11 protein-coding genes are annotated in these 13086 nt (G+C 59.3%); 7 read left to right on the forward strand and 4 right to left on the reverse strand.

Features of this window, described 5'->3' with window-relative positions:
- Window positions 1-205 precede the first annotated feature (205 nt).
- Window positions 206-724 carry a FecR family protein gene (locus ISX84_RS08210; RefSeq protein WP_195819850.1) on the forward strand — a complete coding sequence of 173 codons (519 nt, stop codon included), beginning with the start codon at window positions 206-208 and terminating at the stop codon, window positions 722-724.
- Complete coding sequence (locus tag ISX84_RS08215) at window positions 721-2529, forward strand: CHASE2 domain-containing protein (protein WP_195819851.1); 1809 nt, start codon at window positions 721-723, stop codon at window positions 2527-2529. The genes ISX84_RS08210 and ISX84_RS08215 overlap by 4 nt, the downstream gene beginning before the upstream one ends.
- Window positions 2530-2539: 10 nt before the next feature.
- On the opposite strand, the gene ISX84_RS08220 is transcribed toward ISX84_RS08215, so the two are convergent.
- The 4 genes from ISX84_RS08220 to ISX84_RS08235 all read right to left on the reverse strand — a co-directional run bounded on the left by ISX84_RS08220 (window position 2540) and on the right by ISX84_RS08235 (window position 6797).
- Complete coding sequence (locus tag ISX84_RS08220) at window positions 2540-3319, reverse strand: IclR family transcriptional regulator (protein WP_195819852.1); 780 nt, start codon at window positions 3317-3319, stop codon at window positions 2540-2542.
- 14 nt (window positions 3320-3333) lie between these two features.
- Window positions 3334-4689: a TRAP transporter large permease gene (locus ISX84_RS08225; RefSeq protein ID WP_195819853.1), complete on the reverse strand. Its 1356-nt coding sequence runs from the start codon at window positions 4687-4689 to the stop codon at window positions 3334-3336.
- Window positions 4689-5360, reverse strand: a complete 672-nt coding sequence (locus ISX84_RS08230; protein ID WP_195819854.1) for a TRAP transporter small permease — start codon at window positions 5358-5360, stop codon at window positions 4689-4691. Before ISX84_RS08230 ends, ISX84_RS08225 begins: the two co-directional genes overlap by 1 nt.
- 204 nt (window positions 5361-5564) lie before the next feature.
- A complete protein-coding gene (locus ISX84_RS08235) occupies window positions 5565-6797 on the reverse strand; it encodes a TRAP transporter substrate-binding protein (protein WP_195819855.1) in 1233 nt (410 codons plus the stop codon).
- 106 nt (window positions 6798-6903) lie between these two features.
- Here ISX84_RS08235 and ISX84_RS08240 point away from each other — a divergent pair, with 106 nt between their 5' ends.
- The 5 genes from ISX84_RS08240 (at window position 6904) to phnD (ending at window position 13080) form a co-directional block, all read left to right on the forward strand.
- Window positions 6904-8499 (forward strand): GMC family oxidoreductase, encoded by a 1596-nt coding sequence (locus tag ISX84_RS08240; protein WP_195819856.1) that lies wholly within the window; start codon window positions 6904-6906, stop codon window positions 8497-8499.
- A gap of 86 nt (window positions 8500-8585) precedes the next feature.
- The gene (locus tag ISX84_RS08245; protein WP_195819857.1) at window positions 8586-10748 is read left to right on the forward strand and encodes an esterase-like activity of phytase family protein; all 2163 of its coding nucleotides are present in this window, start codon (window positions 8586-8588) and stop codon (window positions 10746-10748) included.
- A 131-nt stretch (window positions 10749-10879) separates the two neighbouring features.
- Window positions 10880-11092 carry a hypothetical protein gene (locus ISX84_RS08250; protein WP_195819858.1) on the forward strand — a complete coding sequence of 71 codons (213 nt, stop codon included), beginning with the start codon at window positions 10880-10882 and terminating at the stop codon, window positions 11090-11092.
- Window positions 11093-11285: 193 nt separating this feature from the next.
- Window positions 11286-12116 (forward strand): phosphonate ABC transporter ATP-binding protein, encoded by an 831-nt coding sequence (gene phnC / locus ISX84_RS08255; RefSeq protein ID WP_195819859.1) that lies wholly within the window; start codon window positions 11286-11288, stop codon window positions 12114-12116.
- Window positions 12117-12177: 61 nt separating this feature from the next.
- Window positions 12178-13080, forward strand: coding sequence for a phosphonate ABC transporter substrate-binding protein (gene phnD, locus ISX84_RS08260; RefSeq protein ID WP_195819860.1), 903 nt, complete (start codon window positions 12178-12180; stop codon window positions 13078-13080).
- The last annotated feature ends 6 nt before the right edge of the window (window positions 13081-13086 follow it).

Here is a 13086-nt window from a genome sequence, read left to right on the forward strand (position 1 = left end):
CGTGCGCAAGGGTAAGGTCCGCCCCGGTCCGGCATCCTGTCGACGATCGCGCGGCCAATCGGCAGAATTCCGGATGCCGTCTTTAGCCATCCGCAATTTGCTGATATAACGCATGGTGGTCACCTGTGGGTGGTCCTCGCTGCTGCCATTCGGGTCAGATTGACCAGGGCATCAGCACAAGAATTACAATGGAAAAGTTTTAATGATGACACTTATACGTTCTCTCATGGCGCTTGTCGTGCTGGCCTGTTTTGCTGGGGCCGCCGGGGCGCAGACACAGGTTCCACAAAACTGCGACGTCACAACGGCGTCTGATCCCGACCGCCAGGTGCTCACATGCGCTTTCGGTATCGTGATCGAACTGGAAGCGGCGGCGCAGATGGGGTTTTCAGATCCGTCGTCCGATAGCGCACCCGAGATCATTGACCTTGAGGGCGGTGCGGCGTTGATCGAGGTCGAACCGGGCACCGCCCGTCCACAGATCCGAACACCCCATGCCATCGCGGCGGTCCGAGGGACCGTTTATGTGGTCGATGTCACGCCAGAGAAAACATCCGTTTTCGTGGTCCAAGGCGAGGTTTCGGTGGCGCAACTGGACGCAGGCGGTGACCCGCTCCTGCTGACGGCAGGGGATGGTGTGGATGTGGGCCCGGGGCTGACGCCCGAGGTTCAGCGCTGGGCTGATGAGCGTGCAGAGGCACTACTGGCTCGTTTCGCGCGATGAATTCTGCGCGTCGGGCGCCGGTCCTCTTCGGTGTTCTGATGATCATCGCGGCCGCAGTCTGGGCCGCGATGATCTCTGCCCCCCACTGGTCAGCCCGCGCCAGTGGGTTGGACCGGTTGGAGGCTGCCCTCCTTGACATTCGGTTTTCCCTTTTTGGGACGGTGGCACCCGCGCCGGATGTGGTGATCGTGGCCATCGACGATGCGACACTGGCCGCAACGCAGGGGACAACCGCAAATCGGCTGCTGCTGGCTGACACGATTGACGCGATTGTCGCGACTGCGCCAAAAGTGATCGGTCTGGATGTGATCCTGGCGGACGCGGGTGCCGAGGATGTGGACTCGCGTCTTGCCGCCGCTCTGAGGGCCGCGCCCATGGTCATCGCCGCAGGTGGCAGTTTTGCGGATGATGCACCGGCATCGCCCATCGCCCGGCCCAGCAGTGTTTTGCGGCCCCAGCCGACATTTGCCGATGCTTCGGACGTAGGTCTTGTCAACCTGTCGACGGACGCGACCGGAGTGCCGCGCTATGTCTCGATGGTGTTTTCAACGGATCAGGGCATTGAGCCGTCGTTTGCGCTGCGCATTGCCGCGCGATTTGCCGAGGCCGAGCCGGTGATTTCCGAGGATCAGCTGGCCTTGGGCGCTGTGGAATTGCCGCTCGATGTGGGCTTGAACCTGCCGCTGAGGTTGGTCGGGCCGCGCGGCAGCATCCCGACCTACTCTGCCATGGATGTCCTGTCGGGTGATCTGCAGGATGTGCTGGCGGGCAAGGCGGTCATTCTGGGGTACACAGCAACGGCTTTTGGGGACCGCTTCCCCAGCCCCTTTGATGAAAGCGTGCCGGGCGTGGAGATCATGGCGACAGCCGTGTCGCAGATGCTGGGCGGTGAGACACTGCGCCGCGACGCGACAACGCGTGGTGTGGATGTGGGGGCAAGTTTTGCCCTGGCGCTGGTGGGCACCCTGCTTGTGCTGATCCTGCCGCTATCCGCCGGTGTCCCGCTCGCCCTTGGTCTGTTGGCGCTCTGGGGGGGCGTGGTCGTTGTTGCCTTCTCCGCCGGGCTTTGGTTGGGCGCTGCCGTGCCGATGGTTGCTTCTGCCGGACCGCTCGCCGGGGCGGTTATGGCGCGATACTACACCGAGAAACGCAAGGCCAATCGCGGGGCAAAAGCCCTTGCCGCTCTCAAGCGGTTCCAATCACCGGCCCTTGCGGAAATGATTGCGGATGACCCTTCGTTTCTTAGGGAACCCACGGCCAAGTCACTGTCTGTTTTCTTCGTCGATCTCAGCAGCTTCACGCATTTGTCGGAATGGCTGGGCCCTGCGCGGACGCAGGATCTGCTCAAACACTTCCATCAGATCACTGCGCAGGCCGTGGAGACCGAAGGGGGGGTGGTTTTGAACTATATGGGCGATGGGGCGCTGGCGGTCTTTGGCATGACCGACGCAGAAGGCAATAGCGCAGATCAGGCGCTCAGAACGTCTTTTGCGCTGATCGAGGCGGTCCGCGCGCTTGGTCAAGAAGATTACACGGTCGGATGCCGCATCGGGTTGCACTACGGCGACGTCATCCTGTCGCGGTTAGGCGGGGACCGGCATCAGCAGGTATCGGTCGCCGGAGACAGCGTGAACCTCGCCAGCCGGTTGCTGGAAATCGCAAAAACCGAAGGGGCCATCATCGCCGCCACGGATGCGCTTCTGGAGGTTTCTGCCTCAGAGCTGCCGCGACCCGCGGATCGCGTCAAACCCGTTCCCGTCCGCGGGCGCGAAGGCTGGGCCACAGTCCATTTCTGGTCTGCCTGAGGTCGCCCGCTCAGCTGCTGATCAATGCCGTCAGCTCGCGGGCGGCCTTTTTGAGGTCCTCGATGTGGTGGCCAAGCGAGGCAATGTCGTGCCGTTGCAGCGGTGTGTGCACCGAGAGGGTCGAGACCAGGCGTTTGCGATCATCAAGGATCGGCACTGCAATCGCCACCATGTCTTCCATGAATTCCTGATTGTCCGTTGAATACCCGCGCTTGCGGGTCATTTCGATTTCCGTCTTCAACGCATCCTTGTCGGTGATCGTGCCCGGCGCGTGACTGTCGAGGGCGGCGGCGGAGAGGTAGCGGTCGAAATAGGCAGGCCGCAGGGAAGAGAGATACATCTTGCCGCTTGCCGTGCAGTAAAACGGGACCTGGGTGCCCACAGGCAACTGGATGCGCAGCGGCCAATGCGTCTCGACCCGATCCAGGTACGTCATCCCGTCGCGATCAGGCGTCGCGATGTTGCAGGTTTCGCCGATCTTTTCGGCGACGCTGCGCAGGATCGCCAGCCTTACCGTGCGGATGCGTTGGGAGGAGACGGTGTGCACCGCCAGCTGTCTCATACGAGGGCCGGGCCCGTAGGACCGGCCGTCGATATCTCTTTGCAGGAACCCTTCTGCCTCTGCGGTATTGAACAGCCGGTGCAGGGTGGGTTTCGGCAGATTAAGCGTATCCTTCAGTGCCGTTGGCGTAACGGGCACCCCGGCTTTTGCAACTTCCTCAAGCAGGACCAGCAACCGAAGGTTGGTTGGGATCTGGCCCTGCTGTTGGTTTGCTAAATCGTCCGGCATGCTCAATCGTTCTGTTAAGTCGGCAGAAGCATAAGCGCCAGATTGGGCACCATTGCAACCAGTATCCAAACCGCGAGGAGCGAGAAGAGATACATTGTCGAATATCTGAGCAGGCGGAAATAGGGAACGCCTGTGACACCCGACGCCACGTAAAGGTTCAGGCCATATGGAGGGGTGATGAAGCCGATGGAGGCCCCCACCAGGAAAATGACCGCGAAGTGGATCGGATCGACGCCAACGGACGCCGCAATAGGTGCGAGGATCGGAGCCATAATGATCGTTACCGGAAGACTTTCAAGGATCATTCCTGCAATAAACACCATCGCCATGGCCGTAAAGAGCACCGGGTAATATCCGCCCATGCTGGTCACAAACCCACCGATGGTTTCCTGTGCGCCCAAGAGCGACAGGATTTGCTGCATGACGACCGAGACCGCGATCAGCGGCGCAAGAATGCCGGTGATCTGTGCAGACCGCACGACGATGGAGGGGATTTCCGGCAGGGTGAACCCCTCGACCACAACCATGGAGCCGAATGTTCGTTCATCCACGGGAATGGTGGAGTCGTTCCCCATCAGCTTGTTCAGCGGGTAGCTGATCAGACCAACGATGATCCCGAAGCCAACGGTAACCCCCGCCGCTTCGGTGGGCGAGAACTTACCGGTATAGATGCCCCAAAGCACCAGACCGATGGCGAAGAACCCAAGCCACGCGCCAATCGCCGTTTTGGTCATGCGGGTGATGCTGAGGTTTGTCAGAATGCCCCACTTGTTGATCGTGCAGACCACAAAGCAGACCGACATCATGGCGAGGACCATCAAGACACCGGGGATGATGCCCGCGAGGAACAACTGCCCCACTTCGAGGTTCATCAGGAAGCCGTAGACGATGAAGATGATCGATGGCGGGATGATAATCCCGACGGTACCACCCGCAGCCGCCGTGGCCGCTGAGAAGCGCTCGTCATAGCCGCCCTTGACCATTTCCGGGTGCAACATCGAGCCGATGGTCGCGGTGGTTGCCGAGTTCGATCCGGAGATCGCCGCAAAGAGGCCGCAGGCCCCGATGGAGGCCATCGCCAGACCGCCGCGCAACCAGCCCAGGCAGGCGTATGCATAGTCGGACAATCGTTTTGCGATGCCTGACTTGTTGATCAAATCCCCGGTCAGGATAAAGAGCGGCATCGCCAGGAGGGCAAACCCGTCCTTGAAGACGTTCAGCATCTCCGATCCGGTGTTGTCGAGTGTCAGGTCGAGCACGAAGCTACAGCCGACAACCCAGTAGAAGATGATCAGCAAAACCGGCGTGCCCAGCATGAAGAGGAAGGTCACCCCAAGGGAGATAAGTGTAATCCACGTTCCGTCAGACATCAGACATCCCCCCCGATAACGGCTTGCTCAATCAACGGCTCGCCTTTGCGATATTTTTCGAGATCTTCGAACAGGTTCTCCAGAACCCGTCCCGCCATCATGACGAAGCAAATCGGCATCGTGACGATGAACCACCACCGCATGACGTTATCCGTTCCCAATACGATGGCGAAGTTGTCATAGGTGTTCACGGTCACACGCGCCGTCGTGGTGACAACGATGATGCAGAAGACGAACCACAGCAGATTGTCCAGCAGCAGACAGGTCAATTGCCCGTTTGGCCCCATCTTGGTGCGGAATTCGTTGAAGCTGAGGTGGGTGCGCAGTTTGACGTTATAGGAACATCCGTACCACGCCATGATCATGAACAGCAGAGGCGGAATGGTCGTCGACCAGGGGACCTGTGCCGAAAACACGAACCGCTGGATCACGCCGACAAAGATGATCGTGGCAATGATGATGTAGGTATACACGATGATCGTGCGTTCCAGATGTCGATCAAGCCACGGTATCTTCTTGTATAAAAAAAGCACCAGAAAGGCGCCGATCACGGTTAGCGGTCCAAAGACGAACCATGCCGCCGGCGACCTGTAAGCCTGGACCACGCTGAAATTAATATCGCCACTCAGCGTCGCCGTGACGATGGTGCCCATATCCGCCAAAATAGACATCTGGCCCCCTCCCTATGTTGTTCTCACCCGATGCTGCCCGAAGACGGCCACCAGATCAAAGCACTTTCCGCATCTGCTGGATTTCAATCCGGGAATCCCCCTCCGTGAGAGACCCGATACGTCACATCCCGACACATCTGAAAGTGATCAAAAAAAGCCGGCCCGTGTTGTTCGGACCGGCTCAATTTAGACGTCGAGCCGGATTTAGGCCTTCCACCAGCGACGTGGCTCCACGTTCTCTGGCAGCGTATCTTCGTCAATCTCACGCGCGATGTCGTAGATTTCCTGATACGTGTCGAGACCACCCGACCAGCCGTTGAGACGCGAGCGCCAGTCTTCCCACAATTGTGGCTGGAACTCTGGCGAGCACATTTCTTCGGCCTTGCGACGCTCTTCTTTGGAGAGGAAGGCGTTGCGCACGTTGTTCTGTGCAAAGATGGTGTTCGGCAGCTGTGGATCGGACAGACCAACGGTCTTGACCAGCGCGGCTTCGTTTGCCGCCTGAACGTGGACCTGGCTCCAGTAGGAGCTTTCCATCACCGCATCCTGCAACTCGCCACCGAGGCTGTCGAAGACACCGGCGTTCATTGCCGTGTGCTCTGTGCCGCAGAAGAAGTCGAGGTGAACCGACTGGGACACAACCGGCGACATGTTGGCGTAAGCCACGGCGGACGCCCATGTTTCCGCACCATCGATCAGGCCCTGCTTCAGACCGTCGAGGGTTTCTTCCCAGGCCACCGGCACCGGGTTCAGGTTCAGTGCGGTCATCGCGATACGGCCCAGCTGTGTGCCCGTGACGCGGTTTTTCGTGCCGAACAGCTCTTCGATGCTGGTGACGGTCGGCTTGTCTTCCCAGGACAGACCCAACTGGATGCCGCGCAATTCAGCGTGGCTGAACAGGAATTTCAGACCGTGGCGCTTTTCATAGGGCTCACGCAGCAGCGCTTGAGATTTCGGGTGATAGAGGAAGTGGTACTGATCCGCCCGGTTCCGGAACATGAACGCATAGTCCAGAACGTTCAGATAGGGTGCGCCACCTGCGGAGTTCTGCGTCGACGCCGCGTAGATGTCGACGATTCCCTGCTGGGCCTTTTCAACGCAGGATACCTGGCCACAGATCTGGTTGTCGCCGATAAATTCAACGCGAATCTCACCATCCGTGCGGCTCTCAAGATCCCGTGCAAATTCCAGAGCACCGGCCCGTTCGATCAGAAGGTTGCGTGCGTTGAAGCCCGCAGCGCCAAATTTCAGCGTAAATTTTGCTTCTTTTGCGAAGCGTTTTTCATAGGTCGATTCTGCCGCACTAGCCAGGTTTGCAAGGCTCATCGCCCCCCCGAAGCTGCCCGCGGCGAGCAGCGTCGAGCTCATCCCGTAGCGTCCCGCGACCCGGAACAGGTCCCGGCGCGAAATATGGTTTAGCTTGTCGTAAATTCCCATGACTTCCTCCCTGAATGTCATTTATTGAGACTAGTAGTCCCAAAAAACACTAGTATGTTTATCTCTTTTTGCATAGAGTTTTTTTGCAGTGGTCTGGGAGGTCGAAGTGGAAGCTGATTTTATCGTCGTCGGTGCAGGGTCTGCCGGATGCGTTCTGGCCAATCGGTTGAGCGCAGATCCGAGCAACAAGGTCATCTTACTTGAGGCGGGCGGTCGGGACCTGAACCCATGGATTCACATTCCCGTTGGCTACTTCAAAACAATCCATAATCCGTCTGTCGACTGGTGTTACAAGACCGAGCCCGATCCGGGTCTCAACGGGCGCTCCATTGAGTGGCCACGCGGCAAGGTCTTGGGTGGGTCTTCCTCCCTGAACGGCCTCCTCTACGTTCGTGGTCAACCACAAGACTACGACCGTTGGAGGCAAATGGGCAATAGCGGATGGGCCTGGGACGATGTATTGCCCCTGTTTAAACGCGCAGAGAACAATGAACGCGGGGCGGATGAGTTCCACGGGGACGAAGGTCCGCTGTCGGTTTCCAACATGCGCATCCAGCGCCCGATCACCGATGCCTGGGTGGCGGCGGCACAGGCGGCAGGCTACAAATTCAACCCCGATTACAACGGTGCCGATCAGGAAGGTGTGGGCTTTTTCCAACTGACGGCCCGCAATGGGCGGCGGTGCAGTTCGGCTGTGGCCTACCTCAATCCGGTGAAAAAGCGGCCTAACCTGCAGATCGTCACCCATGCGCAGGTCGATAAGGTCGAGATATCGGAAGGCCGCGCAACCGGCGTCAGCTATACCGACCGCAGTGGCAACGTGCAGACCGTGACCGCGCGCCGCGAAATCGTGCTATGCGGCGGGGCAATCAATTCACCGCAACTGCTGATGCTGTCGGGCATCGGTGAAGCAGAGCAGCTGTCCGAGCATGGCATCGAGGTCAAGAAGGATCTCAAAGGCGTCGGCAAGAACATGCAGGACCACCTGCAGGCGCGCCTTGTCTACAAGTGCAATGAGCCGACGCTGAATGATGAGGTCTCCAGCCTCTTTGGTCAGGCAAAGATCGGGTTGAAATATCTGATGTTCCGGGCCGGGCCGATGACGATGGCAGCCAGTCTCGCCACCGGTTTCCTGAAAACCCGCGAGGATATGGAAACGCCGGACATCCAGTTCCACGTGCAACCCCTGTCGGCGGAAAACCCGGGCAAGGGGGCGGATAAGTTCTCTGCCTTTACGATGTCGGTCTGCCAGCTGCGGCCTGAAAGCAAGGGTGAAATCAGGCTCACATCGGCGAAGCCGCGGGAGTATCCGAAGATCATTCCGAACTACCTGTCCACGGAAACCGATTGCCGCACGGTGGTGGCTGGCGTGAATATCGCGCGCAAGATCGCGCGCCACGCGCCGCTGACCTCGAAAATCTCCGAGGAATACCGCCCGCATGCGAGCCTCGACATGGAGGACTATGACGCGACGCTGGACTGGGCGCGCAGCAACACCGCATCGATCTACCACCCGACGGGCACCTGCAAGATGGGCTCGGGCGAGGATGCCGTGGTCGATGCTGAGCTACGGGTGCACGGGATCAAGGGCCTGCGGGTCGCCGATTGTTCCATCATGCCGGAAATCGTATCCGGCAACACCAATGCACCCGCCATCATGATCGGAGAGAAGGCCTCGGACCTGATGCTTGCTGGGTCGTGAGAGTTCATAAAACTGATACATGATTGTCATCTCCCTGTGTCTTGAGCCTGCGCCCTTGCGCGCATCTCAAGACCAAGGAGTTTCCAATGACCAGACATCTGCTGCTGACCAGCACGCTTCTCGCGACTGCTGCGATCGCACCCGCCCATGCAGACATGAATTTCAACCGTGTCGCATCCTTCCCGGTGACTGCCAATTTCGACGGTGCTGCGCCAGATGAAACCTCGGCGGAGATCATAGACGCAACAGCAGATGGCATGACCCTTGTCTACACCGACAGCCCGGCGGGCGTTATCGGCGTGATTGACATCACCGACCCGACGGCACCTGCGCCCAAAGGCACGTTGGCGGTGGATGGGGAGCCCACTGCGGTTTCGGTCATCGGCAACACCGCCTTTGTCGGCGTCAATACATCCGAAAGCTACACCGCACCTTCCGGTTTCGTGAAAGCCGTGAACCTTGCGGATATGAGCATCACGGCGAGCTGTGATCTCGGCGGGCAGCCCGACAGCACGGCGCGGGCCAAAGATGGCTCCTTCATCGCGATTGCGATTGAGAATGAACGCGACGAGGATCTGGGGGACGGTCGTGTGCCGCAGATGCCCGCTGGTGATCTGGTGATGATTGACGTGGTGGAGGGCACGCTTGAGTGCGCCACCATGCGCCGTGCCAGCCTGACCGGTCTGGCCGATGTTGCGGGTGAAGATCCAGAGCCGGAGTTCGTTGACATCAACGATTTGGGCGAGGTCGTCGTCACGCTTCAGGAAAACAACCACATCGCCGTGGTCGCACGGGATGGCGGTCTGGTTTCACATTTCTCCGCCGGGGCGGTTGATCTGGAGGGGATCGACACCAAGGACGAACGCGCGGCGCTCACGTTCGATCAAAGCCAGCCGGGGCGTCTGCGCGAACCTGACGGGGTGCAGTGGATCGACAACGATCACTTTGCTATCGCCAATGAGGGCGACATGGATGGCGGTGCGCGTGGCATGACCGTCTTTCGCAAGGACGGTACGCTGGTTTGGGAAAGCGGCGCGTCGCTTGAGCATGCTATTGTCCAGATCGGACACTATCCTGACAAACGCTCCGACAGCAAAGGGGCTGAGCCTGAGGGTATGGAGTTCGGCACCTTCGATGGCACACCTTACGTCTTTGTCATGGCCGAGCGCGCATCAGTCGTGGCGGTTTATGACGTGACCGACCCGACCGCACCAGTGCTCAAACAGCTGTTGCCGTCGGGTATCTCTCCCGAAGGGGCCGTGGCCATCCCGGAGCGCGGTCTCTTGGCGACAGCGAATGAGTTTGACGGGTTGGAAGACGGTGCTGCCCGCGCCCATGTGATGGTTTATCAGTACGCCGAAGGCCCTGCGGCCTATCCACATCTCACCTCCGAAGGCATGGGCGAACTGACCGGCTGGGGCGCGATTTCCGGTATGGTCGCCGATGGTGAGGGCATGATCTACGCAGTCTCGGATAGCTTTTATGGCTACCAGCCCCGCATCTTCAAAATCGATCCCGCCTCCACTCCGGCGCGGATTGTTGAAGCCATCGACGTGACCCGCAACGGCATGCCCGCACAGAAGCTCGACATGGAAGGTGTCGTTCTGGATGGCGACGGTAACTTCTGGGTCGCCTCCGAAGGACGGACAGGCCGCGTCATTCCACATGCGCTCTATAAGGTGAACGCGAAGGGCGAGATCAAGAAAGAGGTCGGCCTGCCGCCGGAGTTGATGGCGGTGGAGAAACGGTTCGGTTTCGAAGGCATCACGCTGGTCGGTGACACGCTGTGGATGCCGGTACAGCGGGAGTGGAAAGACGACCCCAAGGACCACGTCAAGCTGGTTTCCTACAATCTGGAAACCGAAGACTGGGGGGCCGTGCTCTATCCCAAGGCGGCGCCAGAGAAGGGCTGGGTCGGTCTGAGCGATATGAGCGTGCACGGCGATCACGTCTATATCATCGAGCGCGACAATCAGCATGCAGGCGACGCTGTCACCAAGAAAGTCTATTCTGTGCCTCTGTCGGAGATGGTCCCGGCGGCGCTCGGCTCAGACTTGCCGGTTGTCTCCAAGACATTGGTGCGTGATCTGATCCCTGACCTGACATCTACCGGTGGATACGTGCTCGACAAGGTCGAGGGCCTGGCGATTATGTCCGATGGAACAGCCTGGATTTCCACCGACAATGACGGCGTTGACGACCATTCCGGCGAAACGATGTTCTTCAGCATCGGTGCGGTTGCAAAATAAAAAATCGCTCAAAGACAAAGCATTCAACGGCGTTCTGCGCGACATGCGTGGGACGCCGTTAAACTTTGCGTGACAGGCGTGTCTCGGGGCCGTTAATCTTTTGTCAGAGAATCGCAGAGGCGGGGGACGCTATGAAGCACGAGACGATTTCCGAAAGCAAAATGTCGCGTAATGTGATGGGTCTCGACGATGGCGAAATCGCTCCGTTTGTGCGTAAATGTGTGAAAGAGCGCTCGCTGAGCCGGGTGGTCACGAGCCTCAACAACGATCTGCTTTTTGGCACGCAGACCGAGCGTGATGACGCGAGAATCGCCCTTCAACGCATCGGCTTCTCCGATATCTGAGCTGGACGCTCGGCGCCGCGTGAGTGCGACAAGAATGCTCCGGCACAATCTGTAGGGGACGTGGCTTGCGAGGGCCCAAAAGCGCTAGCGACCCCGTGTTTTATTGGTCCACAGGCTGTCATAAAACCTTGTGATTTCTGTCATGCATGGTTCATGACCAATCCGTAAGCACCCCTCAACGTCGGGGGATACGATGCTTAAGATTGATAATCTGACCAAGACATTCGGGCAGAACACGGCCGTGGACGCGGCCAGTATCGAAGTCACAAAACCATCCATGATCGGCATCATCGGGCGGTCTGGCGCAGGTAAGTCGACCCTGCTGCGCATGGTCAACCGGTTGACCGATGCCAGCGATGGCAAGATCCTGTTCAACGGGCGTGACGTGACCTCTCTGCGCGGATCTGCCAAGCGCGCGTGGCAGTCCGAATGCGCCATGATTTTCCAGCAGTTCAATCTGGTGCTGCGGATGGATGTGGTCTCGAATGTGCTGCACGGCACGCTGAACAGACGCTCCACTCTGGCGACGATGTTCAACCTCTTTCCGGACGCAGATATCACCCAGGCGATTGCCATTTTGGACCGTCTGGGCATTGCCGAGCATGCGGCCAAGCGGGCCGAAGACTTGTCCGGTGGACAGCAGCAGCGTGTCGCCATTGCGCGGGCGCTGATGCAGGACCCCAAGATCATCCTTGCAGATGAGCCCATTGCCTCGCTGGACCCGATGAACGCGCAGGTCGTCATGCGGGCCCTGCGCCGTATCCACGAAGAAGATGGGCGCACCGTCATCGCCAACCTGCACACACTGGACACCGCGCGGCGCTACTGTGACCGGGTCATCGGGATGCGCGATGGCCGGATCGTCTTTGACGGCACCCCGGGCCAGCTGAGCACCGCCGCGGCGCGCGATATCTACGGCGCCGATGCGGATTTTTCAGAAAGCGCCACCTCGACCGAGATCGAGCAGCTTGATCGTTCCGACGCGTTCGAAGCCGCGCAGCTGCGCGCACTCGCCGACGTCTGACCCCCTCCACTTCAACGGCCCAGCCCGTCCGGGCGGGCGACAACCAAGAGAGACCAGCACAATGAAACAAGTGATCTGCGCCCTGGTGGCGACAACAGCTCTGACATCCGGGGCATTTGCACAGGAGATCAGCGAATTCCGGATCGGTATCCTCGGCGGCGAAAACGCCCAGGATCGTCTGAATTCCAATGAATGCCTGCGCGCCTATACCGAAGAAGCGCTGGGCGTGCCGACAAAGCTCTTTGCACCTGCCGACTATAACGGCGTCATTCAGGGCCTGCTCGGCGGCACGCTGGATATGGCGTGGCTCGGTGCGTCGTCCTACGCTGCCGTCCACATTCAAGACCCGCAAGCGGTGGAGCCTGTGCTGGTGAAAATCAATCTGGACGGCTCGTACGGCTATCACTCCATCGGGTTCGCGCGCAAAGACAGTGGCATTGCCTCGCTGGACGACATGCAGGGCAAGGTCTTTGGCTTCGGCGATCCGAACTCCACCTCGGGCTACTTGATCCCCTCCATCGAAATTCCGCAGGAAACCGGCAAGACCATGAACTCCGGCGACTATTTCGGGGAAGTGAAATTTACTGGTGGTCATGAACAGACCATCGTCGCCGTCAACAACGGGGACGTGAACGCCGGTGTGACCTGGGCCGACGGTCAGGGCAATTGGGAAGACGGCTATAACTCTGGCGCCCTGCGCAAGGCTGTGGATGCCGGTCTCGTGGATATGAACGATCTGGTCGAAATCTGGCGCTCGAACCCCATCCCGGAAGGCCCGATTGTGCTGCGCAGCAGCATGCCGGCAGAGGTCAAGGCCACGATGACGGCGTTGGTCGACGGTTTGCATGAAGCGGATGCGGATTGCGCCTACGGTGTTGCTGCAGGCGAGAGCCTTGGCTTCGACCCCATCACGCATGACGCCTACGTTTCCATCGTGGAAGCCCGCAAGGCAAAGGCAAACTAATTCGAT

This window comes from Roseobacter sp. MH60115, from assembly GCF_015644665.1.
Classification (GTDB): Bacteria; Pseudomonadota; Alphaproteobacteria; order Rhodobacterales; family Rhodobacteraceae; genus Roseobacter.

What these genes read in the sequence shown, in the direction of transcription:
- ISX84_RS08210 (WP_195819850.1), top strand. Translation starts at nt 206, where the DNA reads ATGACACTTATACGTTCTCTCATGGCGCTTGTCGTGCTGGCCTGTTTT.
- ISX84_RS08215 (WP_195819851.1), top strand. Translation starts at nt 721, where the DNA reads ATGAATTCTGCGCGTCGGGCGCCGGTCCTCTTCGGTGTTCTGATGATC.
- ISX84_RS08220 (WP_195819852.1), bottom strand. Translation starts at nt 3,319, where the DNA reads ATGCCGGACGATTTAGCAAACCAACAGCAGGGCCAGATCCCAACCAAC.
- ISX84_RS08225 (WP_195819853.1), bottom strand. Translation starts at nt 4,689, where the DNA reads ATGTCTGACGGAACGTGGATTACACTTATCTCCCTTGGGGTGACCTTC.
- ISX84_RS08230 (WP_195819854.1), bottom strand. Translation starts at nt 5,360, where the DNA reads ATGTCTATTTTGGCGGATATGGGCACCATCGTCACGGCGACGCTGAGT.
- ISX84_RS08235 (WP_195819855.1), bottom strand. Translation starts at nt 6,797, where the DNA reads ATGGGAATTTACGACAAGCTAAACCATATTTCGCGCCGGGACCTGTTC.
- ISX84_RS08245 (WP_195819857.1), top strand. Translation starts at nt 8,586, where the DNA reads ATGACCAGACATCTGCTGCTGACCAGCACGCTTCTCGCGACTGCTGCG.
- ISX84_RS08250 (WP_195819858.1), top strand. Translation starts at nt 10,880, where the DNA reads ATGAAGCACGAGACGATTTCCGAAAGCAAAATGTCGCGTAATGTGATG.
- phnC (WP_195819859.1), top strand. Translation starts at nt 11,286, where the DNA reads ATGCTTAAGATTGATAATCTGACCAAGACATTCGGGCAGAACACGGCC.
- phnD (WP_195819860.1), top strand. Translation starts at nt 12,178, where the DNA reads ATGAAACAAGTGATCTGCGCCCTGGTGGCGACAACAGCTCTGACATCC.